This is a genomic window from Jeotgalibacillus sp. 10bf12 (assembly GCF_055597105.1).
The window spans coordinates 775,935-799,776 of the sequence record NZ_CP200276.1 but is presented as its reverse complement, the minus strand read 5'-3'; the positions used below and the strand labels follow the sequence as shown (position 1 = coordinate 799,776).

Genomic DNA, 23,842 nt, shown 5'->3' with positions numbered 1-23,842 from the left:
ATTTCCTGAGGGAAGCATAGTGCCGGCATTTTATACAGCAACACAGGAGGGATCCGACGTGAATGAACAGTATGCGGACCGAATGCCGCCGCAAAATATAGAAGCTGAGCAGGCCGTGCTCGGTGCCATCTTTTTAGAACCCCAGTCACTGATATCTGCGCAGGAAGTCCTCATGCCGGAAGATTTTTACCGCAGTGCCCACCAGCGTATTTTTGACGTCATGATCAGCTTAAGTGATAAAGGAAAAGCCATTGACCTTGTCACAGTCACTGAAGAACTTGCAGCCATGAAAGAGCTTGAAGACGTTGGCGGAATCTCCTATTTAACAGACCTTGCAGGCTTTGTGCCAACTGCAGCCAACCTTGAGTACTATGCACATATCGTCGAAGAAAAATCACTTTTAAGAAGGCTGATCCGCACAGCGACAACGATCGCCCAGGATGGCTATGCACGTGAGGATGAAGTGGAAAACCTCTTAGCTGAAGCTGAGCGTAACATCATGGAAGTGGCAAACCGAAAGAACACAAGCGCCTTCCACTCGATGAAAGACGTGCTTGTGCGTACCTACGATAATATCGAGATACTGAACAGCTCACAGGGTGATATTACAGGGATTGCAACAGGCTTTAATGAGCTCGACCGCATGACAGCAGGCTTCCAGCGTAACGACCTGATTATCGTTGCAGCCCGTCCGTCAGTTGGTAAGACCGCATTTGCCCTGAACATCGCACAAAATGTTGCGACGAAAACCGGTGAAAACGTTGCGATCTTCAGTCTGGAGATGGGTGCGGAGCAGCTTGTGATGCGTATGCTTTGTGCTGAAGGTAATATTAACGCACAGAACCTGCGTACAGGTGCCCTTACAGACGAAGACTGGCGCAAGCTGACCATGGCGATGGGAAGCCTGTCAAATGCCGGTATCTATATCGATGATACGCCTGGTGTGCGCGTACAGGATATCCGTGCGAAATGCCGCCGTCTGAAGCAGGAGCACGGACTCGGTATGATTCTGATTGACTATATGCAGCTGATCCACGGTACCGGAAAGCCCGGCGAGAACCGTCAGCAGGAAGTATCGGAAATCTCCCGTTCACTAAAAGGACTTGCCCGTGAGCTTGAAGTGCCGGTAATCGCACTGTCTCAGCTATCCCGTGGCGTAGAATCACGTCAGGACAAGCGTCCGATGATGTCTGACTTACGTGAATCAGGAAGTATTGAGCAGGATGCTGATATCGTTGCCTTCCTTTATCGTGATGATTACTACGATAAGGAAAGTGAAAACCAGAACACGATTGAAATCATTATCGCTAAACAGCGTAATGGCCCGGTTGGCACGGTATCACTAGCCTTTATCAAGGAATATAACAAATTCGTTAACCTCGAACGGCGACTCGATGATCCGAGTATGCCGCCTGGTGCGTAAAGCCTCCTTAATGGGGGCTTTTTTAATTCGTAGCTGGTTGTTGAGTCACCTGTTTTGCGGATTGAGCTAGCGACTCACCCGGGTTGAGTGCGCCAAGCTTTGACATGAGTGACGTGAGAGCCGTATTGAGTGCACCAAGCTTTGACATGAGTGACGTGAGAGCCGTATTGAGTGCACCAGCCCGCCCCTCTTCATGCCTTTAACAAACTAACAGCCTGTTACTGAAGTGCATCAAGTGCCAGGGGAGAGGCAGCTGCTTACGTGGAGGTTGTAGCAGTTTATGCCGGCGTTGTCGAAGTTCCCGGTGTGGTTGTTTGGATTTCAACTGAGGCTGTGCCTATTCCGCCCGGAGATGTACGGGTTCACACCGAACTTGTATCAATCTGTGCGTCCCATAACGATCACATTCACACAAATCCGTATCACTCGCCTCCGTAAACCTTTTCATTTGTCGAAATAAACGAATATAAATTACTATTTACACAAAAATGTTCGTCTTTACATTGACTGACCTCCGAATGACTGGTAAACTGTTCTTGTTTGATAAAAAGGGTGTAACAGCCTGACGGAGGTGCGTTCCATGTCTTCAGTAGTTGTAGTAGGAACTCAATGGGGAGATGAAGGTAAGGGTAAGATCACTGACTTTCTCTCAGAACATGCAGAAGTAATTGCACGCTATCAGGGCGGTAATAATGCAGGTCATACAATTAAATTTGATGGTGAAACATATAAACTGCATCTGATTCCATCAGGGATTTTTTATAAAGATAAAATCTCTGTGATCGGTAATGGAATGGTTGTAGATCCAAAAGCGCTTGTGCAGGAGCTGAAATATCTGCATGACCGCGGTGTCAGCACGGAGAATCTTCGTATCAGTAACCGTGCCCACGTCATTCTTCCATACCATGTTAAGCTTGATGAAGTGGAAGAAGAGCGTAAAGGTGCAAACAAAATCGGTACGACGAAAAAAGGAATCGGTCCTGCTTATATGGATAAAGCAGCACGTGCCGGCATCCGTATCGCTGACCTTTTAGATAAAGAGTCATTTGAAGAAAAACTTGAACATAACCTGGCTGAAAAGAACCGTATGCTTGAGCGCTTCTATGAAGTGGAAGGCTTTACGATGGAAGATGTTTTCGAAGAATACTATGAATATGGCCAGCAGATCGCGAAGTATGTATGCGATACATCTGTTGTGTTAAACGATGCTCTTGATGAAGCACGCCGCGTGCTTTTCGAAGGTGCACAGGGCGTTATGCTTGATATCGATCAGGGTACATACCCGTTCGTTACGTCTTCAAATCCGGTAGCGGGTGGCGTAACAATCGGCTCAGGTGTTGGACCGACGAAAATCGGCCACGTGGTAGGTGTATCTAAAGCCTATACAACACGTGTCGGCGATGGTCCATTCCCGACTGAGCTGCATGATGAGATCGGCAGCCAGATCCGTGAAGTCGGACGTGAATACGGTACAACAACAGGCCGCGCACGCCGCGTCGGCTGGTTCGACAGCGTGGTTGTACGTCACGCACGCCGCGTAAGTGGTCTGACAGATCTTTCACTGAACTCAATTGATGTATTAACAGGCATCAAAACACTGAAAATCTGTACAGCTTACCGCCTCGGCGATGAGATCATTACAGAATATCCGGCAAACCTTCGCACACTTGCGAAATGTGAGCCGATCTATGAAGAGCTTCCAGGATGGGATGAAGACATTACAGGCGTACGTTCACTTGATGAGCTTCCTGAAAATGCACGTCACTACCTTGAGCGCGTATCACAGCTGACAGGTATCCCGCTATCAATCTTCTCGGTAGGACCTGACCGTACACAGACGAACGTTGTGAAGAGTGTATGGAGAGTTGAAAAATAAATGAATGAATAAAAGGGTATCTGCGAACGCGCAGATACCCTTTTTTCTATAAGATTTTAACATCCCAGTCTTTGACTGCCTGCTGCACATTTGAAAACGTCTGAATATCCTTAAAATGAATGCCATTTAACACAATATGCTGCGCAAGCTCAGGACGCAGACCGCTTACATTTACATCCACCCCAAGCAGCTTCAGTACATTCGTAATATCAAAGACATGCCCGGCCACTTCGTTATCGATCGTTACAATACCTGAAAAATCAATAATCACGCAATCAGGATTCATATCACTGATCGCTGGAATCGTCTTCGTCATCAGGTGCTCTGCTCGTGCAGAATCAATCTTACCAATCAGCGGCAATACAACAACACCCGGCTGAATCGGCACAATCGGTGCAGACAGCTCAAGAATCTCTCTGCGGCTCTCTTCATTAATTTTGTTTTTATACTTCTCAAACGTAAGTATTGATTCACGCATATTAATATCGAGAATAAAATTTAACCGATTTAATACAAAGAGCGTATCTTTAGTCGAAAGCTCTTTTTGAATACAAATTGCTCCGATCAAATCACTGAAATACATTCTTGTATCCGGATAAGGGCGAATCAGTGAAGAAAGCTTATCCATCATGGATACCTGTTCTTCAATATTATCCCGGCTCCATTTCAGGAATTTTTCTTCAACCGATTCTTCCTCCTCGACAGCAAGTGTATCGGAGAAGAATTCAAAAAAGCGTCCATTATTTCTGCGTGATTCTTCAATAATTGATTGTGGAATTTCCACCTCAACTTTACCAAGACTATATACAAGAAGTTTTTCTCCAAGCTCTTCTCCATTTTGTTTCAGGTATGAAGCAAAATCCTGAATCGAACCCATGTCAATCCCTCAATTCTATGATGTTAGTGATCCCGCTTTTCAGTCGTTTAGCTTTACTATACCCTTAAGTTTAGCCTGTTCAAGCCATGTTCTAACATAATAAATAAAAATAAACCGGTCTTTGTTCGAGCAAAAGAGCGAATATCTCATTTAACAAATGCTGATATTCCTCCGGTGGGTATATATGTTAAGCATTATACAACAGGTTGTTTAATAAACATACAGGCTGTGGTGAATAAAAGTAGAGAATGCTAAAAATTCAATAAAAAAACCCGCAGCTGCGGGTCATGTATTGGATGTTGATCTATTTTGAATCTATGGCTGCTTGGTAGAGGCAATTTTATTACATCACCTTTTCATTTTATCGAACGCCCATGTTCCGTGCCCGTTTCAGTCCTCCGCATCAGGGGCTAACCGCCTGCTTTCACTTTTCTTATGATCCAGTTCCAGCGCCTAGCCCCTCGAGGCATAAGCCACACTGAGAAAACGGGAAAGGTCACCCGTTTCTCTCAGTGCGTCTTATGCTTGTCTGAGCTGAGCAGGCGCTTTCACTTTTTTATGATCCAGTTCCAGGCGCTAGCTCTTCGGGTCATAAGCCACGCATCGGTAAATGGGGAGATCGCCCATTTTCCGCTCCGCGTCTTATGCCCGTCAGAGCTGACCAAGCGCCTTCCACTTTTCTTATGATCCAGTTCCAGCAGGCAGCCCCTCGAGTCATAAACTGCGATGAGAAAATGGGGAAGAGCACCCATTTCTCTCATCACATCTTATGCTTGTCGGGGCTAACCGCCTGCTTCCACTTTTCTTTTAATGTATTGCTTTTTTCTTAAATCTGCCGCCTCTTACTTCAGCGATGCTGCCGACTGCGAGGAAGGCGTTGGGGTCGATGTCTTCTACGATTCCTTTAAGCTTTGCTTCTTCGAGTCTTGTGATCACGCAGAACACAACTTTTTTCTGATGAAGGGTGAATCCGCCTTGACCATTCAGGTAAGTGACGCCTCGCCCGAGACGGTCAATAATGGCATCACCAATTTCAATATAATTGTCACTGATGATCCAGGCAGCTTTTGATTCATCCATACCCTGAATGACAATATCAATGGTTTTAAAGGCGATAAAGTAAGCAATAAGTGAATACATAGCCCGGTCCCATCCAAATACGAACCCGGCTACAGTGAAAATAAATAAATTGAAGAACATAATCATTTCTCCCACAGAGAAAGGGAGATTTTTGTTGAATAAGATTGCAAGAATTTCTGTGCCATCAAGTGAACCACCATACCTGATCACGATGCCAACGCCTGCACCTAGAACAATGCCGCCAAAAACTGTAGCGAGCAATAAATCATCGGTAAACACTTCCACGCTGTGAAGGAAGTAGGTGGAAATTGATAATACAGAAATGCCGAGCAGTGTGGAAAGTGCAAATGTTTTTCCAATCTGCTTATAGCCGATAAAGAAAAAAGGAATGTTCAATATAAAAATAAAAAGTCCAAGCTTCCACCCTGTCAGGTAGGAAAGAATAATGGAGATCCCGACAATTCCGCCATCGAGTACCTGATTGGGAACTAAAAACAGCTCAAGTCCAACCGCCATCATAATCGCACCAATCAAAATAAAGAAAACGCGTTTGCTCACCATCTTTAATGAGAGCTTTTTATGCTGACTCCGTTTCTTAGCAGAGACAGGGGGCAGTTCATGCTTTTTTCGCTTACCCGGCAAGATTGATCCCTCCTGATGTTATGAATTGTTTACATTATACATGAGGGGTCATGGCAAAAGTATCCTTATATTAAAAAAACCCGCTGCCGCGGGTCATTCAACTGTCTCATATAAAACATTCAGTCTCTTATACGTTTTATCATCACAAATCACGTATAAATTATCACCTTTTTTCAAAGGCTTTTTAATCGCATCTTTGAAATCCATGTCTTCATTAACTGCAATCAAAACTGCACCATCATCAAGTAATTTTTGTGATGCGTCCCGGTACGTCTTCCACGTATCTTTTGTTTTCACCACGTAAATATTGTTACCAAAACGCTTGCTGAGCAGCTGTCTGAAGATCGTTGTTGTTCCGGGTTGCAGTGTCGCTTTTGCCATTAAAAGTGAAACAGAATCATCCGAGAGAATGAAATCATCTACACGAATATGATTAAACTTGGAGATATGACGCTCTTCGCAGATCTCAACGACAGTCTGAATATCCACCTGGTGAGTAACTGAAAGAGCTTCTACTGCTGATGCGATTAATAAACTTTTTCCATCTCTTAATACAGTATCCTCAATTGAAGGATCTGAGAAAATGGCCACTCTTTTCGCTTCAATGATATTCGCTTTATGCAAAATCCGTTCTTCAGTCGGATCACCACTGATAAAATGGACTTTATCATCAGTAAGAGGTGTTTCAGGCGTATCTTCCACCAGAACGATTTCAGCACCGTTATTATGATAAAGCACTTCTTTAATTGCCTGTTCGGTTTTCTTCGACCAGCCGATATAGACATAATGGCCGCTTTTTTTGTACATGAGCTTTCCCTCCTTTTTTAAACGCTGATATGTACTTGCCGCTTCCACGATCTTTCCGATCAGAACACCAATCAGACCAATTCCGAAGATGAACAGGAAAATCCCGACTAGTCTGCCGGCCACTGTAACCGGAAAGAAATCCCCATATCCGACAGTGGTTAATGTTGTCATCGTCCACCAGAAACTATCAAACAGCGTTGGAAACGTCTCAGGTTCTATCCAGTAAACTGAAAATGTCCCAAATAGAATAATGAATAGTGAGAGAATCGTGATAACACGGTAGTCCATTTCAGAAAGCTGCTTCCAGAGCCTCATGAAAATATGCATGGTTTGTCACCCCTTTTTAAATCAATACGTTCTGTGTAAGACAGAAGTTTCATATACAGATTTTAACGTTCTTTTGGCCTGCCGTATACGACCTTACAGAGACTAATGATAGATGATCAAAAAAACCTTAAAAACTTTCAAAAAAAAGATTGTCACCTTTTAAAAAGTTATGGTATAGTTAGATTCGTTGCTAAGGCAGCGCCATTCAATGGCCCGTTGGTCAAGCGGTTAAGACACCGCCCTTTCACGGCGGTAACACGGGTTCGAATCCCGTACGGGTCACCACTTATTTTCTTTATACATATCTACCTCTGGTCCCGTGGTGTAGCGGTTAACATGCCTGCCTGTCACGCAGGAGATCGCCGGTTCGATCCCGGTCGGGACCGCCATTTAGGCTTTGTAGCTCAGTTGGTAGAGCAATGGACTGAAAATCCATGTGTCGGCGGTTCGATTCCGTCCAAAGCCATAAGATACGCTGCAATCGCGGCGTATTTTTTTTATATCTAAAAATCCCCTATTAACCTCTTTTTGCCCTTCTTAAACATCTCAATTTCATAACAAAACAATTACAGTCTAATTTTTTCCGCTTTTCAAACCCTGTCATCATCATTCAGATCAATATGTTGGTAAATTTTAGATGAAAACTGGCTTTGTGTCATTTTTTACAGTTGGGCAACAAGCCTTGTATGGGAACTTCTATATGGTACATTTGGATGGCGCATTTTTTCATGCGCTGATTCTAGCTTACCTGTTGGAGGATAAAACGATGAAAAATCACAAGTTAAACCGTTTATTTATAGATTCAGGCAGTAGCCTTAAAATATTTGCTGCCGGCGTGATGTTATCTACTGCACTTTGGGGATTTGATATAGAAGCTTCTGCTGAATCACGTGGACTGACTGTCGTTCACCATGTGTATGCAGGTGAAGAATACGTTGGTGTAGTGACTGACCCGGATGACTTAACTGCATGGGCTGAGAAAAAAGAGGAAGAGCTTGAAGAAGAGGCTTCCGGTGATGTCAGACATAATCTGAAGCTGATTCCTGAGCACGTATTTAACCCGCAGACAGCAGATCAACAGCTGATTGATCAGGCGAAGGATGCAGCAGCTTTTGTAACAGATGCTTATGAGCTTAACCTTGGTGAACATACAGTTGCTCATGTTGAAAGCGAAGAAGATGCCAAGGAAGCAATCAGACAGCTGAAGCTTACGGCAGTTTCAGAAGAAGAGCTTGATCGTTTTGAAAAAGAAGATCTCAGTAAAGAGCTTGAGCCTGGTGACAGCCGTGTAATCGATATTCAGATTAATGGAATCGGTGATCAGGAAGAGACACAGGTGGAGCCTGAAAGCCTGGTTGATCCGGAAGAAGCAGTTGAAAGGCTTCTGGCCGGAACGACAAAAATGGTTGATCATGAAGCAGCTGAAGGAGAAACAAAGGAAGACATCCTTAAAAAGTATGACATGGATGAAGAAACCTTTGAAGAGCTGAATCCTGAGGCTGGAGAACTCTCTGAAGGCGTACTGATCAAGGCTGAAGAAAAAGTACCTGGCGTGGAAGTTCAGGTGAAAAAAGAGTCACGTGTGGCAGAAACAATTGATTTTATAGAAGAAGTCAAAGAAGACGGTGACATCCTGAAAGGCGAAACGCGTGTAGAACAGGAAGGCCAGGAAGGCGAGAAGGTCTACACAGAACTGATTACTGAAGTAAACGGTGAGCAGTCAGCCAAATCCACCGAAAATGAAGAGATAACAAAAGAAGCGATAAACCACATAGTACTTGAAGGAACAAAAGAAATTCCATCTAAAGGAACAGGCTCGCTTCAATGGCCTGCTGATGGCGGCTATATCTCAAGTCATCAGGGACCAAGATGGGGAGATCACCATAAAGGGATTGATATCGCAAGCCCGGACAGCCTGACGATCAGCAATGTTGATAACGGTGTTGTTGTATCCGCTGGATTTGAAGGGGATTACGGAAATAAAGTCGTTATTGATCATAATAACGGAATGCGTACAATCTATGCCCACTTAAGTGAAATTCACGTACAGCCGGGTCAGACAGTCGGCAAGGGTGAATCACTGGGGTTAATGGGTACAACAGGATTCTCTACAGGTATCCACCTGCACTTTGAAATATATGTAAATGGAGACCTGAAAAACCCAATGGATTATCTCGATTACTAAAAGAAACACTGCTGCCGGCACCGGTTTTACTAAAAAACTGGATACCGGGAGCAGTTTTGTGTATCTGATAAGCTTAGTGGATACATGAAATGTAAAGATGTAATATGAGAGAAATCAGATGAGAACAATCTAAGCTGACCCTTGGAGGGAAGGACGGAGACTCCTGCAGCGGAGAAGCGACAGGTGAGACCGTGGAAGGCGAAGCCTGGAAGGGGCTCACCGCGCGGCTGCGGAAAGCGCAGTCCTTCCCGAAAAGGGTCAGCGCTTATAGAAAAACGCTCTATTTCCCGGGAAATCAGCTGTTAAAATCGGGTAAAGAGTGAATTATTGACGTCAACGTGATACATTTACTATAAGACTATATAACACTCAATGATTACGAATGATAAAGGAGAATCACGAGATGGATAAAAAGATCCTGGTTGTCGATGATGAAAAGCCAATTGCAGATATACTACAATTTAACCTGAAAAAAGAAGGCTATGAGGTTCACTGTGCATATGACGGTGACGAAGCCCTTGAAAAAGTGGAAGAAATCAAACCGGACTTGATTCTGCTTGATATCATGCTTCCGGGCAGAGACGGCATGGAAGTTTGCCGGGAAGTACGTAAGAATTATGAAATGCCGATTATTATGCTGACAGCAAAAGACTCTGAGATTGATAAAGTGCTCGGACTTGAGCTTGGCGCAGATGATTATGTGACAAAGCCGTTCAGCACACGTGAGCTTGTCGCACGTGTGAAAGCGAACATGCGCCGTCATCAGGCATTGAAAGGACAGGTTGAGGAAGAGAACCTGACAAATGAAATCACAGTCGGTGTACTGACGATTCATCCGGACGCATATATGGTGACAAAACGCGGTGACACGATTGAACTGACGCACCGTGAATTTGAGCTGCTTCATTATTTATCAAAACATATCGGACAGGTCATGACGCGTGAGCACCTGCTTCAGACAGTATGGGGCTACGATTATTATGGTGATGTACGTACAGTCGATGTAACGGTTCGTCGTCTGCGCGAGAAAATTGAAGACAATCCGAGTCACCCGTTATGGATTGTAACGCGCCGCGGCGTCGGTTACTACCTGAGAAACCCGGATCAGGATTAGATCTAAATGCGGAAGGTTAATTTCTTTCAATCTATACATTTAAAGTTTGTGCTGATATACGTACTCTTAATTGCATTAGCCATGCAGATTATTGGCGTTTATTTCGTGCGTGAGCTTGAAGAGAAGCTTCTCGAAAACTTCAAATCGTCGATTGAAGACCGTATGAGCCCGCTTGAATACAGCATCACTGAAGAGATCAGGACTGATCTGTCGGGCGAGCGGTCAGATGATGAACCACCATTACAAGAGTCCATCCACGTATTGCTGGGTGGACTTAATTCTGAAGATATCGAGGAAGTACGGATTATCGACGCAAGAAACCGTGTACTTGGCACATCAGATGACAATAATCAGAACGTTGTCGGCCAGCGGATGAATAATGAGCTGCTGCAGCGGATGTTTATTGAAGGAGGACCTCCTCCGAATAACCTGAACGAGACCTATGTTGACCGTGAAAGCGGGGAAAGAATGTGGGTGCTTGCCATCCCGATTATCACAGGCAGTGATGTCATCGGGGCGATTCATATTGAATCCCGTATTGAAAATGTATACTCGCAAATGGATGAGATTAATGAAATCCTGGCGGGAGGTACGGCTATTTCGCTTGTAATTACGGCGATACTTGGTGTGTTGCTTGCACAAACGATTACAAGGCCGATTGCTGACATGAGAAGTCACGCTGTAGATATGGCAAAAGGAAACTTCTCGAGAAAAGTTAAAGTATATGGTCACGATGAGATTGGTCAGCTGGCGATTACCTTCAATAATTTAACGAAGAGACTTCAGGAAGCACGTGTCACCACTGAGGCTGAGAAACGGAAGCTCTCCAGTGTTCTTAGTTACATGACAGACGGTGTAATTGCGACTGACCGCAGAGGAAGAGTGATTCTGATTAATGATCCGGCTGCCGGCATGCTGAATGTTTCACGTGAAACAGTGCTGTCGATGTCGCTGCCAGAGCTGCTTGGCATTGAAGAGGAATATTCATTTGAAGACCTGTCGAGTCAGAGTGATTCACTGATTTTAAATTTCGGTACGCAGGCAAAGCCTTATATTCTTCGTGCAAATTTCTCTGCAATTCAAAAAGAAACCGGCTTTGTGAGCGGTTTGATTGCAGTATTACATGATATTACCGAGCAGGAAAAAATCGATGCAGAGCGCCGCGAATTTGTAGCGAATGTATCCCATGAGCTTAGAACTCCGCTGACGACGATGCGCAGCTACCTTGAAGCGCTTGCTGAAGGTGCATGGCAGGATGAAGAAATTGCACCACAGTTTCTTCATACAACCCAGACTGAAACCGAGCGGATGATCCGCCTCGTGAATGATTTGCTGCAGCTGTCTAAAATGGATAGCCGTGATTACCGTTTGAATAAAGAATGGGTGAACTTTATTGCGTTTTACCAGCGCATTATCGACCGCTTTGATATGGGACGTTCACAGGATGTGTCATTTAAGGTGAAGCTGCCGAAGGATCCTGTATATGCAGAGATCGATACAGATAAGATGACGCAGGTACTCGATAATATCATTTCAAATGCGCTGAAGTATTCGCCTGAAGGTGGTCAAATCGGCTTTAAGGTGGAGCTGAAAGAGCGTGAAAAAGAGATTGTTGTCAGCGTGTCAGACCAGGGTGTAGGGATTCCGCGTGAAAACCTTAAAAATATTTTTGAACGCTTTTATCGTGTGGATAAAGCCAGAACGAGACAGCTTGGCGGTACAGGGCTTGGACTTGCGATTGCCAAAGAGATGATTACCGCGCACGGTGGTCAGGTCTGGGCTTCTAGTGTGGAAGGAAGAGGAACAACCATTTATTTCACACTGCCATATGATCCGGAAAGTGAGGATGAATGGGCATGATGAAAAGAATGGAGCTTTTAAAGTCGATCCTGCTGTCACTGCTGGTTGTATTAAGTCTGCTTTTAACATGGAATGTCTGGTCATATCAGCCGGCCAGTGAGCCTTATGATGAGTCTGAGACAACAGTTGAGAATGTGGCGATTGCTGAAGAGCGCACAACGAGAGATTTAATCCAGCCGTCACGCTTTCTTGTTCACGGTGAAGTGGCAGTGAGCGGGACATCGGAGGAAAATAATATTAATACGCTGAATGCGCTGATGCAGGAGTGGAGCATCTATAACGTCCAGCAGAATAACACATTTGATGAAGAAGATTTCCAGGGTATTGTCCACGGATCCAATCGCATTGAAGTGCTGTATCCTGCAGAAATTCCGTTCAGTGCGTATCGTGATATTGTGACGTTTGAAAATAATACGCTCCCTGAAGATTCATTTGACCGTGTTGTCATTGATGTGTCAGGTGAAGAGGATACACCATTTACCGTATACTTCGTGCATTATGATAACAGAGTGGTGTATGAGGGACGCGTAGATTCAATGCATCTTGAGGATTTGGAGAGTGTCATTGTATCGAATGCACCTGCTATTTATACGCCGCTTTTTGCTTATGAAACAGGGGAACGGACGATTTATCTGCCGATTGAGCGCAGGGAGTATATTAAGTATCTGTATAGGATGACGACGATTGATATTAACCTTTTCAGACGGGCGCTGTTCCAGGATCCTGATGCTGTCGAGATGAATCAGTTCGGTGCTTCGCGCGATCAGTATTTTGATCAGTCTTCGCACTTAATGGAAGTTGATCGTAACAATAGTACGCTCAGCTATGTGAATCCTTCTGCGGAGCTTTCGACAGTCGGCAGAGCGGGTGATCTGTTCCAAAAGAGCAGACGATTTGTCAATGAGCATGAGGGCTGGGTAGATACGTATTATCTGTATGACCTTAATGCGATGGATCAGGAAGTGACGTACAGAATGCATGAGCAGGGGCTGCCGGTTTTTAATGATAACGGTGCTGCTGAGATCTATCAGGAGTGGGGAGAAACGAGAATTCATCAGTACGCCCGCTCATTTTTATCGAAGCAGGTTGAGATACCGGTAGAACCCGATACAGTGTCAATCGGATCAGGCTATGATGCCATTGAAGCGATTGAGAGTATTGAAGATTTCGATCCTGATCGGCTGCAGGATATCACGGTCGGCTATTATATGACGAGAAATGAAAGTGACAATACGTATATTCTTGATCCCGTCTGGTATTACAAATACAATGACAGCTGGGCAAGAGTACCGGTTATAGGAGGAGGGGATCCGGTTGGATTGGAGTAAAACGAAAACCATCTTTATTATCGTCTTTCTAATCCTGAATATCTTCCTTTTATTCCTGTTTATCGAGAAGTATGAAGACAGTCAGCTTGAAACGATTGGTGACCTGTCAACGACTGAGCGGCTGGCTGATGAGAATGTAACATTGGGTGAGCTGCCTGATGTAGAAGATAGTCAGCCTTATCTGAATGCAGAATTCTACCGTTTTATGAGTGCGGATTTGCAGACGCTTGAAGGGCAGAAGGCAACAATCCGTGAGGGTCAGATTCTTGAATCAGTTATCAGTGACCCGATTGCAATTGAAGACCCTGAAGATCCGGAAGAACTGAATGAACTGCTGGCGGATTATGCGTTCAATGGCGGTGAGTACACATTCTGGGAGTACGATGAAGAAGACAATCAGCTGCTGTATTTTCAGGCGTATAATGATTTAACGCTTTATTATAATCTGAATGCACAAATTGCTGTTCAGCTGAATGAAAACAATGAAGCGATTTCCTACGAGCAGACGTATCTGACATCATTTGAGGAATTTACAGAGGAACAAGAGCTCAGAGAACCAAGAGCAGTACTTGAAACCTTCTATGACCGCAACCTGATCCAGCCAAATTCAACGGCAACAGACCTGAAACTGGGCTACTATCCGTTATTTGTGCAGGAAACAGGCGGCGATACAGAGGCTGTGGCAACACAGGTACTGACACCTGCCTGGAAGATGACGATCGAAAATGAGGATGGCAGCCGCAATGAGCTCTTTATGAATGCGGTGGACGGCAGTATTTATGATATGTCACAGGTGAATCTTGATTTAGAACAGCTTGAAGAAGATGACGAAACTGCGGAGTGAAGATATATGACCATGCATATGAGTGTGCTTGCAAGCGGGAGTACAGGAAATGCAATTTTTATAGAAAACGAGCAACATTCCTTCTTAGTCGATGCAGGCCTCAGCGGCAAGCAGATGGAAGGGTTATTCAGCCAGATTGACCGCTCGATTAAAGATCTGAGCGGTATTCTGGTTACCCATGAACACAGCGACCATATTAAAGGACTCGGAATCCTTGCGCGCCGCTACAACCTGCCTGTCTATGCAAACGAAAAAACGTGGCATGCGATGGCACCGCTGATTGGAAAAGTGAACAGTGAACAGAAATTTATCTTTCCAATGGAGAGCGTTCAGACATTCGGCGGACTCAATATTGAATCATTCGGCGTCTCGCATGATGCGGCCGAGCCAATGTTCTACGTGTTCCATGAAAACGGGAAGAAAATTGTTGTGATGACAGACACAGGCTACGTCAGTGACCGGATGAAAGGCATCATCAAAGGTGCTGATGCCTACGTTTTTGAAAGCAATCATGACGTGGGGATGCTCCGGATGGGACGCTACCCGTGGAGTATCAAGCGACGCATTCTGAGCGATGTTGGCCACGTGTCCAATGAAGACGCTGCAATTGCGATGAGCGAAGTCGTGGCAGATAACACGAAGCGAATCTATTTATCTCACTTATCCAAAGATAATAACATGAAAGACCTGGCGAGAATGAGCGTCACACAGACACTTGAAGACTGCGGAATGAAGGTTGGCGAGACATTTGACCTTTATGACACAGACGCAAAAACGCCGACAGATCTGTATAAGATTGTGTGAGCACTGCCTGCGGGTGGTGCTTTTTTATGTGATGCGGTTCTTAGAAAAAACACAATAGTTCGCAGAAAAGTGTCATTTGACCTACCCCCCCCGCATTTCGCATCAGACCAAAACACTTTTCAACACCTTTGTGACATCAGGCAAATTCCCTCCCTTTTTCATATAAATCAAGTAGACTGATAGAAGGAGAAAATAGGAGGAGGGGTATGAGATCGAATGGTATAATATCCGCGCACTCATTATTTCATCTACACAAGTCGCGCTGCTCATTGCATTTACAGTTGCCTGGTTCCGCATCAGGCAGTCTGATAAAATCTTAGCATCAAAGGTGTCAAACCTGTTTTATACATTCGTACTCGTCTGGAAGTTCTCAAGCATCCTCTTCTATTTTGAGTACATTGTTAACGCACCAATGTCCATTTTGTATTACAATGGAGGCGAAATGGGCTTACTGCTCGCAGTTTCAGCCGTTTTGCTTCAGCTCATTTACTACAGCCGAAAAACGCCTGAGATCATCATTCACTGGCTCCCGGCCTGGCTCACTGTATTGATTGTGACTGAAGCGGTCAAGCTGGTGTTGACTGCCTCAACGATTATAGACGCACTGCTTACAGGCGTATTTCTCGTACTGCTCATTTATATCTGGCCGAAAAACAGCCGCCTTTTAAATGAAGCACCGTGGCTCACGCTGCTGATGGTACTCGCTCTTCAATGGCTCACATTCTCGCTAAACGGCGATTTCATTACAACCGGACTCATCTACAGCTGGCTGATCAGTGCAGTCGTCTGGTTAGTTACTATAAGGAGGAAGCAATCATGATTCCACGGTTATTAGCCTTCGGATTAGTCGGCGTCTTAGTCGTATTTTTAATTGTTAATGTCATCAATGATCAAAAAGAACGCCAGGAGCTGCAGGCACTTCAGGAAGAATACGCAGTTGCCCCGGCAGACAATGATAGCGCAGCACCGGTCGAATCAAGCGGTGCAGTCAAAGAGGGCAATCCTGTCCCAGGTATTGAAGTAACAACATTTGACGGTGAAACAGTAAACCTTCGGGACTATCAGGGTAAAAAAGTGATCCTGAATTTCTGGGCAACTTGGTGCCCGCCATGTATCGCAGAGATGCCGCATATGCAGGAATACTATGAAAATGAAGCACAGGATCAAAATGTAGAGATTCTTGCTGTGAACCTGACAAGCAAAGATAATGGGATGGACCGCATCGAATCATTTATTGACGATTACGGCCTGACATTCCCGATTCTGCTTGATGAAACAGGCGCACTTGGCGATGAATTTCAGGCATTTACCATTCCGACTACGTATCTGATTGATGAAGAAGGCGTGATCCAGCGCAAGCTGATGGGGCCGATGGATCGGGATATGATGGTTGATATGATGGAGGAGTTGTAAGTGTGAAAAACCGCCTGGGCAGGGCGGTTTTTTTGATTGTCGGTATTGTTGGTTCACGGGTATTTGGTGGATGTTCGAAGGTAAAGCTCTGCTGTTCAACGATAAATGTGCTGCGTTCGAAGCAAAACCAGCGTAGTTCGCCACTTAACAGGCAAACTTCGACGTTTCATGTAATTTGACCTATGCTTAAAACAGACTCACTGCCAGCCAGGGCTGGCAGTGAGTCTGTTTTTCTAATGGTGTTCAGCTCTGATCAAGGCGCTTCCGCTTTTCTTATTAAAATATACTAAAATCCCACTCTTCAGATATCTGTCTTAGCAGCATCGTGCCTGCTGCGCTATTCCCGTTTGCATCAATCGCCGGGCTGAATACAGCGATACCGCAGCCTTTTCTGAATGCTTTCTCAGGTGAATGCCATTTTGGCGGGACGGATGCCAGGATGCCGCCTGAAACGCCACTTTTTGCAGGGATGCCGACGTGTGCGGCGAATTTGCCTGATGAGTTGTACATGCCGCATGTGACCATCAGTACTTTTGCGATCCGGGCTACGTCATGACTGAAAATTTGTCTTTCTTCGATTGGATCGTAGCCGTCGTGCGCGATGACGAGTCCGATTTTAGCGAGATCCTTCAGGCTGATACAGATCGCACAAAGGCGGATATAGATATCGAGTGCTTCCTCCACATCTAAATCAAGCAGTTTCGACTCTTTCAGATAATAGGCAAGCGCACGATTCCGGTGGGCGGTTTTCCATTCTGAATCATAGACTTCCTGATCGAGCTCCAGCTGGCGTCCAATCATACCCTCGACAAACAGCAGAAACCGCTCATATTTTTCCTTCACCGTATCACCGGGCAGCATGGAAGCGACCGTAATAGCCCCTGCATTAATAAGCGGGTTGAACGGCTTACCAGGTCTGTGAATTTCAAATGGAATAATCGAGTTGAACGACTCTCCTGTTGGCTCTACATCCACTTTATCAAGCACAAAATCGAGCCCTTTGAAATGGCACAGTGCAACAAAGCTGATGATCTTTGAAATGCTCTGCAGTGTGAATGTTACATCACTATCACCGGCCATATAGGTGTCTCCATCAATATCCATAATACAGATCCCAAGCTGTTCACGGTCCTGATTTGCGAGCGCCGGTATGTATTGTGCGGGCTCTCCAAGCATTGTATGTGAGCGGTTATCTTCAACCCATTGCTTCAACTTTTCAAACACTTCTTCACTTCTCATATCAACGCCTCCTATCGTACAGTCAGTATTAGTCTTTTCCCCTTACTTTTAAAATCTAACCGTCTAAAAAAATGAACCTTCAGCACATTCCATGCAATTTTTTTAAAACATTAAGCATTTTTTCATCTGATTTTCATCTTCGCACCCTATACTGTGAATCATAGAAGAGAGATCAACAGGCGAAAGGATGAACATGAATGGGTTATTACGACGATCATACACAGGAACGATCCAATAGAAAGCGCGGCAGTAAAGCAGGCTACTTTTTTTCAAGTCTGGTAGGGGTGATTGTCGGTGCGTTGATTGTTGCACTCGCATTCCCGATGTTTGACGGAAATAATAATACATCGGTCAGCAACACTGATACAGCAGGACAATCTGCTGAGACACAGTCAGTATCCTATGACGTAACAACTGACGTGACCGGTGCTGTTGAAAAAGCCGGAGATGCAGTCGTTGGCGTAACGAACCTTCAGGCTGGCGGTGGCATGTTCGGTCAGCAAGGTGAAACACAGGAAGCCGGTACAGGCTCCGGTGTTATTTATAAAAAAGAAGGCGATAGCGCATTTATCGTCACAAACAATCACGTAATCGATGGCAGCGATCAGGTTGAAGTCACACTTGCTGATGGAACGAAAGAAGAAGCAACCGTTCTTGGCGGCGACCAGTGGACAGACCTTGCTGTACTTCAGATCAGCGGTGAAAATGTAGAAACAGTCGCTGAATTCGGTGATTCACAGGCACTAAAGCCAGGTGAACCGGTCATTGCAATCGGTAACCCGCTCGGTCTTCAGTTCTCAGGATCTGTTACCACAGGTGTTGTCTCAGGTGTTGAACGTACGATTCCTGTAGACATTAACCAAGACGGTCAGGTTGACTGGCAGGCAGAGGTAATCCAGACAGACGCAGCGATCAACCCGGGTAACTCAGGCGGTGCGCTGGTCAATATCCAGGGTCAGCTGATCGGGATCAACTCAATGAAAATCGCCCAGTCTTCCGTTGAAGGAATTGGTCTTGCAATTCCAATCGATATGGCTCAGCCAATCATTCAAGACCTTGAATCTACAGGTGAAGTCGACCGCCCGACAATGGGTATCACACTATTTGACCTGGCAAATGTTCCGGCTGTCTATCAGCAGGAAGAACTGAACCTTCCAGAAGAAGTCACAACAGGCGTCGTAATTGAGCGTGTCGTTCCAAATTCAGCAGCAGCTAATGCAGGGCTCCAGGACATGGACGTCATTGTTGAAATGGATGGCAAAAAAATCAATAACAGCATGGGGCTTCGCCAGCACCTTTACACTGAAAAGAGCGTAGGCGACGAGATGCAGGTTAAAGTGTACCGAAATGGTGAGATGATTGAGGTTAATATGACACTGACAGATGATTCACAGCTATAAAAGACTGGGGGGCTTAACGGCTCCTCAATCTTAAATCGAAAATAATCTCCTCCCAAAGGAGTTCATATAGATTTCAAGTCCACACAAACTACAGACAAAACACTATTTCTTAAGCCTATTTTCAGCAGGAGCCCTCCACGCTCCTGCTTCTTTTTTTGTGTGAAATGCATCCATGATACAATCAATCTAAAAGGTGGTGACACATTTGCGCATATTTTGTTGTAAAGAACATGTCGAATTAGCACTTGATGTGCTGATCGATGAAACAGAGGAAGTCCCTCTTTTACAGACAGTGGATAACCCTGATGAGTTGTCCACAGAGTGTGAATACTGCAATGAATCAGCCATATATCTTGTGGAGAACAAATGATCCCACACAAAATGTGGATAGAAATTGTGGATATGTGTATAACTTTCGTGGATAACCTGTTTATAAAAGTCGAACAACCTAAAATTTTCAACTCGCACAAACCGACAAAATCTATCCACAGTGGACAAATAGAAAAGTGAAAGCGCCTTGCTCAGACCCGACAAGCATAAGGCGACCTGAGAGAAATGGGCGATCTTTCCCATTTTCTCAGGTTGACTTATGACTCGAGGGTCTAGGCGCTGGAGCTGGATCAAATAGAAAAGCGGAGACGAGCGTTTAGGGGCGTACACGTTGGACTTAGGCGTCGGAGATAAAGGAAACACGGTGAACGCAGTGAGCCGATGTTGACTTATCGGACAGAGCCGGAGGGAAACGTGCTAGCCCCTGCGAATCGTAGCTGGACAAATAGAAAAGCGTAAGGTGCTCGTTCAGCTCTGACGGGCATAAGATGGGGAGCGGAAAACGGGTGACCTTTCCCGTTTACCGATGCCTGGCTTATGACTCGGTACTGTCGGTCGATAAAATGAAAAGGTGATGGAAATCACTTAAAAGGTCATAGATAAAAATGAAAAGGTGGTAGATATCCGACAGCCGCTCAGCATAGAAGCGTAAATCGCTCAGAAAGCTGATGCTATTAATCAAAAAGGCCATCGATAAAATCGAAAAGCCGATAGATAAATAAGCCCTCAGCCTCTACAGCCCCCAGCCCCATCAACATAAAAAAACCATCTCCCGCAGGAAATGGTCTTTACCTCGAGCTTCCGGATGTCTCAAGCTCTTCATTCCAAATATAAAAATCATTTTTTCCATTACGCTTAATCTGATACATCGCCTGATCGGCTTTATGAATGAGTGTTTCAAGTTTCTCGCCATGTCGCGGATAGCAGCTGACCCCGAGACTGAACCTGATCTTAAGCGGTGTATTGTCAGCCCAGTAAGGACTATTTTCAAACCGCTTCATCAGCCTGAAGATCATTTGCTTCAAATGAGCTTCATCCTCACAATGTACATATGCAAAAAATTCATCACCGCCGACTCTTGCGGCAAGTCCTTCTTCACCAATCACTTCTTTCAGCATCTCCCCGACATGCTTTAAATATTCATCTCCAGTCTGGTGGCCAAACGTATCATTCACCGCTTTAAAATCATCCAGATCAAGGATCAGCATCGCTGTTGAATGATTTCCTTTCAGGCGAGTCGCTGCTTCTTCGTAAAAGGCACGTCGATTCGGAAGCTTTGTGAGCGTATCATGATAGGCAAGAAAACGAATGGTTTCTTCAGCTTCTTTATACATTTGCACGTCTCGCAAAATACATAAAATATAGAGGTTATGTTCTACAAAAACAAAGTCCCCATCAATTAAAATGTACTTCTTGTCACCATTCTCAGTCGTGATGCGTGACTCATACTGACTGATCCGCTCCCTGCGGTCAAACATATACTGAAATCTTTCAAGTGCACCGTCTTTCCGGTCCTCTGAAATATAATCAGTAAACTGCTTCCCTTGTAAGTTATTTTCACCTAAAAGAGCAAGGGCAGCCGGGTTTGCACTTTCAATGATTCCTTCCCGGTCAATCAGCAGAATAGGAGAAGGGTTGATTTCATGCAGCGTTGAAAAGCGCTTATGATAAGAAGCAAGGAAATCAAACTTTTTCATTCCATAAGCCAGTGCCCCAATCCAGATGATACCGCCGTAAATATACGGATAAGGCGGCATCGTTCCTCTGAACTCAAAAATACCAAAGATGAAATTCCAGCCCTGAACCAGAATCGCCACAACAATCAGTAAGCTGATAATTTTTCTCTGCTGAGGGGCAACTGATTTTTTACCAAGCTGGTGGAGCATCCAGATAACGAAAAATGAAAGTGTCAGACCGCCAACCATCGTGCCGATATAAGCAGCATTGAACTCAGGATAGATAAACAGTCCTTCACGTTCAAAAACAGTACTGTTCGTAAGATTGATCTGAAAAACAAGCGTCAGCAGAATTGGAATCGCCGGGATATAAAACACCCATGGATATAAAAACGATGGTATTTTTTCATTCACACCTGTAATTTTAATAATAAAGTGAATCGACAAACACAAGATCAGTAATCCTGCATTTCCAAATACATAAGTAACCAGAAACGGACTGTAAGAAATATCGACCTGCTGGCGGATGAATTCAGTCGTAAAAAGCACCCCGTAGCAGGCAATATATGCGCTTAATAATATGTGCTCCGTCCTCTTGTGATTTCTCATCATCACATCAGCCGCCATATAAAACATCATCGCAGCCGGGAGCAGATATAAAGCCATATAAATCAATAATTCCCTCATATCATCACACCCTTTGTGTGAAATAGGTCTAAGTTCCCCTTTTATACATATAAGTATCTCATAATCAAGAGAATTCAGCACGTATAAATTGTTCGAAAATTAAAATATTTGATGTAAGCGGGGGTGGTTCCGGAAATAGTGCGTAGTGTTCAGGAGATTTCGGGGGTGGTTCATGAAATTTCTCCGGCGGTTCAGGACATTTCACACAAGGTTCCGGAAACCGGGTATCATCACCCATACAAAAAAGCTGCCCGAACCCTGCCGGACAGCTCTCACACTATAAAAGAATAAATCCGATCACGCCAGCCATCGTCACGTAAAACATCATTGGCACGAGCGTCATCCGGATAATCGTTCCTTCCTTACCGGTCAGGTTGACGACAGATGCAGCAGCCACCACATTCAGCACGCAGATCATGTTACCGGCATTCGCACCAAGTACCTGCAGCGCCAGGATGACCTGCGGATCAGCGCCGATCTGGTCAGCCACACTGAACTGAAACAGTGAGAACATCATGCTGCTGAAGGTCGCGCTTCCTGAAATGAATGAACCGAGCGCACCGATAATCGGGGCAACGAGCGGCCAGTTGGTGCCTGCAGCGGCAGAGACGAAATCCGCCAGCTCAAGCGGCATACTGAGAAGGTCTGCACTATTCACGCCTGAGTTAATAAAAATCCGCACCATAGGTACAGCGGTACCAAGCGCAATGGCAGTCCCGACCATCGTTTTAGCTGACTCACTGAACACACTTCCGACAGCCTTTACGCGCAGGCTATGGAGCAGAGCGGTCAGCAGTACAGCGACTAAAAAGATGGTGCCTGGTAAGTAAAACGGTTCAAAATAGGTTGTGATTTCTGTTCCGAGAATGTTACTCCAGCCGACCTGAACCTCGCGCAGCCACCCTTTTAGCGGGATCGCGTCAATCCGTGTCAACACAAGGAGTGAAGTGACGATCAGGTAAGGAAGCCATGCTTTCCAAAGCGGCATCGCAGCTCCAGTCGCTTCCTCCGCTTTTACCTGATCAGCCGTTCCAAAATCCCACGCTTTTTTCGGTAAAAGGAATCCTTTTTTCGCAGCTGGTACAACCACCATCAGGCCGACCAGTCCTCCGATAATTGATGGGAATTCAGGTCCGAGCAAAGTGGCTACTGTAAAGGCGGGTACTGTAAACGCAAGTCCTGCAAAAATCGCAAACGGTGCGATCTGCAACCCTTCTTTCCATGAACGGTTCTCGCCGAAAAATCGGGTCAGCATGACAACTAAAATAAGTGGAATAAACGTTCCGATAAAGAGATCAATGAAGACAGCTGTGCTCGCAACCTCCTGCAAATACGGACCGATTGCAGCGCCGCCAAGCTCTTCCTGGACAACAGGTGCAAGTGAGCTTCCCTGATTCAGTCCCTGGTTCACCCCGACAATAATCGGTGTTCCCACTGCACCAAAAGAAACAGCCGAACTATCAGCAATCAAAGCAAGCGCTACAGCAGCAAGAGGCGGAAAGCCAAGCGCCACAAGCAGCGGTGCGGCAATCGCAGCCGGTGTTCCAAACCCGGCTGCCCCTTCAATAAAAGAACCGAACAGCCACGCAATGATAATCAGCTGAACGCGGCGGTCAGCAGTGATCTGCGTAAAGCCGTTACGGATCGAATCCATTGCGCCGCTTTTTTTCAGCGTGTTAAGTAAAAGGATCGCGCCAAAGACAATCCACATAATCGAAACCGCGATAATGAGTCCTTCAATAATCGCTGCAGATATCTGAATCGCAGGCACCTGCCAGATGAAAAACGCCAGCACAGCAGTTGCCGCAAGACTGATCGGCATCGCTTTTGTGGCAGGGAGTCTTAAAATGACAAGAAATAAAAATACAGCTACAACAGGGGTCAAAGCAGTCAACATTTGCAAAAACGTCATCAGTATCATCCTTATCGG

The 23,842-nt window shown here is 45.2% G+C and carries 18 protein-coding genes and 3 tRNA genes; 15 read left to right on the top strand and 6 right to left on the bottom strand.

The annotated features are described in order from the left end of the window. The first annotated feature begins 58 nt into the window (after positions 1–58). Together dnaB and DH10bf12_RS03765 are read left to right on the top strand one after the other, a co-directional pair. A complete protein-coding gene (gene dnaB, locus DH10bf12_RS03770; RefSeq protein WP_471737273.1) occupies positions 59–1,423 on the top strand; it encodes a replicative DNA helicase in 1,365 nt (454 codons plus the stop codon). 580 nt (positions 1,424–2,003) lie between these two features. Then, positions 2,004–3,299, top strand: a complete 1,296-nt coding sequence (locus DH10bf12_RS03765; protein WP_471737272.1) for an adenylosuccinate synthase — start codon at positions 2,004–2,006, stop codon at positions 3,297–3,299. 46 nt (positions 3,300–3,345) lie between these two features. On the opposite strand, the gene DH10bf12_RS03760 is transcribed toward DH10bf12_RS03765, so the two are convergent. The 3 genes from DH10bf12_RS03760 to DH10bf12_RS03750 all read right to left on the bottom strand — a co-directional run bounded on the left by DH10bf12_RS03760 (position 3,346) and on the right by DH10bf12_RS03750 (position 7,032). After that, on the bottom strand, positions 3,346–4,176 hold the full coding sequence (locus DH10bf12_RS03760; RefSeq protein WP_471737271.1) for an STAS domain-containing protein: 831 nt from the start codon (positions 4,174–4,176) through the stop codon (positions 3,346–3,348). An 807-nt stretch (positions 4,177–4,983) separates the two neighbouring features. Continuing rightward, the gene (locus DH10bf12_RS03755; protein ID WP_471738184.1) at positions 4,984–5,817 is read right to left on the bottom strand and encodes a YitT family protein; all 834 of its coding nucleotides are present in this window, start codon (positions 5,815–5,817) and stop codon (positions 4,984–4,986) included. Positions 5,818–5,991: 174 nt separating this feature from the next. Next, the gene (locus DH10bf12_RS03750) at positions 5,992–7,032 is read right to left on the bottom strand and encodes a potassium channel family protein (protein ID WP_471737270.1); all 1,041 of its coding nucleotides are present in this window, start codon (positions 7,030–7,032) and stop codon (positions 5,992–5,994) included. A gap of 210 nt (positions 7,033–7,242) precedes the next feature. Between DH10bf12_RS03750 and DH10bf12_RS03745 the strand changes: the two genes are divergently transcribed. The 11 genes from DH10bf12_RS03745 to DH10bf12_RS03695 all read left to right on the top strand — a co-directional run bounded on the left by DH10bf12_RS03745 (position 7,243) and on the right by DH10bf12_RS03695 (position 16,580). After that, positions 7,243–7,317 (top strand) — tRNA-Glu (locus DH10bf12_RS03745). A 28-nt stretch (positions 7,318–7,345) separates the two neighbouring features. Then, a tRNA-Asp gene (locus DH10bf12_RS03740) sits at positions 7,346–7,421 on the top strand. 4 nt (positions 7,422–7,425) lie between these two features. Further along, a tRNA-Phe gene (locus DH10bf12_RS03735) sits at positions 7,426–7,498 on the top strand. Between the two features lie 300 nt (positions 7,499–7,798). After that, positions 7,799–9,217: a peptidoglycan DD-metalloendopeptidase family protein gene (locus DH10bf12_RS03730; RefSeq protein WP_471737269.1), complete on the top strand. Its 1,419-nt coding sequence runs from the start codon at positions 7,799–7,801 to the stop codon at positions 9,215–9,217. A 403-nt stretch (positions 9,218–9,620) separates the two neighbouring features. Beyond that, the gene (gene yycF / locus DH10bf12_RS03725; protein ID WP_404406479.1) at positions 9,621–10,331 is read left to right on the top strand and encodes a response regulator YycF; all 711 of its coding nucleotides are present in this window, start codon (positions 9,621–9,623) and stop codon (positions 10,329–10,331) included. 6 nt (positions 10,332–10,337) lie between these two features. After that, entirely contained in the window at positions 10,338–12,191 is a 1,854-nt protein-coding gene (gene walK, locus DH10bf12_RS03720) for a cell wall metabolism sensor histidine kinase WalK (RefSeq protein WP_471737268.1), read from the top strand. Then, positions 12,188–13,519 (top strand): YycH family regulatory protein, encoded by a 1,332-nt coding sequence (locus DH10bf12_RS03715; protein WP_471737267.1) that lies wholly within the window; start codon positions 12,188–12,190, stop codon positions 13,517–13,519. Before walK ends, DH10bf12_RS03715 begins: the two co-directional genes overlap by 4 nt. Beyond that, entirely contained in the window at positions 13,506–14,363 is an 858-nt protein-coding gene (locus DH10bf12_RS03710) for a two-component system regulatory protein YycI (protein WP_471737266.1), read from the top strand. Before DH10bf12_RS03715 ends, DH10bf12_RS03710 begins: the two co-directional genes overlap by 14 nt. 6 nt (positions 14,364–14,369) lie before the next feature. Then, positions 14,370–15,167: an MBL fold metallo-hydrolase gene (locus DH10bf12_RS03705; RefSeq protein WP_471737265.1), complete on the top strand. Its 798-nt coding sequence runs from the start codon at positions 14,370–14,372 to the stop codon at positions 15,165–15,167. Positions 15,168–15,609: 442 nt separating this feature from the next. Further along, positions 15,610–15,987 (top strand): hypothetical protein, encoded by a 378-nt coding sequence (locus tag DH10bf12_RS03700; protein WP_471737264.1) that lies wholly within the window; start codon positions 15,610–15,612, stop codon positions 15,985–15,987. Further along, a complete protein-coding gene (locus DH10bf12_RS03695) occupies positions 15,984–16,580 on the top strand; it encodes a peroxiredoxin family protein (RefSeq protein WP_471737263.1) in 597 nt (198 codons plus the stop codon). Before DH10bf12_RS03700 ends, DH10bf12_RS03695 begins: the two co-directional genes overlap by 4 nt. Positions 16,581–16,856: 276 nt before the next feature. On the opposite strand, the gene DH10bf12_RS03690 is transcribed toward DH10bf12_RS03695, so the two are convergent. Beyond that, positions 16,857–17,819 carry a glutaminase gene (locus tag DH10bf12_RS03690; RefSeq protein ID WP_471737262.1) on the bottom strand — a complete coding sequence of 321 codons (963 nt, stop codon included), beginning with the start codon at positions 17,817–17,819 and terminating at the stop codon, positions 16,857–16,859. A gap of 197 nt (positions 17,820–18,016) precedes the next feature. Between DH10bf12_RS03690 and DH10bf12_RS03685 the strand changes: the two genes are divergently transcribed. Both DH10bf12_RS03685 and DH10bf12_RS03680 read left to right on the top strand, forming a co-directional pair. Continuing rightward, positions 18,017–19,219 (top strand): S1C family serine protease, encoded by a 1,203-nt coding sequence (locus tag DH10bf12_RS03685; protein ID WP_471737261.1) that lies wholly within the window; start codon positions 18,017–18,019, stop codon positions 19,217–19,219. Positions 19,220–19,415: 196 nt separating this feature from the next. Continuing rightward, positions 19,416–19,589, top strand: a complete 174-nt coding sequence (locus DH10bf12_RS03680) for a CxxH/CxxC protein (protein ID WP_471737260.1) — start codon at positions 19,416–19,418, stop codon at positions 19,587–19,589. Positions 19,590–20,337: 748 nt separating this feature from the next. On the opposite strand, the gene DH10bf12_RS03675 is transcribed toward DH10bf12_RS03680, so the two are convergent. Continuing rightward, on the bottom strand, positions 20,338–21,912 hold the full coding sequence (locus DH10bf12_RS03675; protein ID WP_471737259.1) for a sensor domain-containing diguanylate cyclase: 1,575 nt from the start codon (positions 21,910–21,912) through the stop codon (positions 20,338–20,340). A 277-nt stretch (positions 21,913–22,189) separates the two neighbouring features. Continuing rightward, the gene (locus DH10bf12_RS03670) at positions 22,190–23,824 is read right to left on the bottom strand and encodes an L-lactate permease (RefSeq protein ID WP_471737258.1); all 1,635 of its coding nucleotides are present in this window, start codon (positions 23,822–23,824) and stop codon (positions 22,190–22,192) included. Positions 23,825–23,842 lie beyond the last annotated feature (18 nt).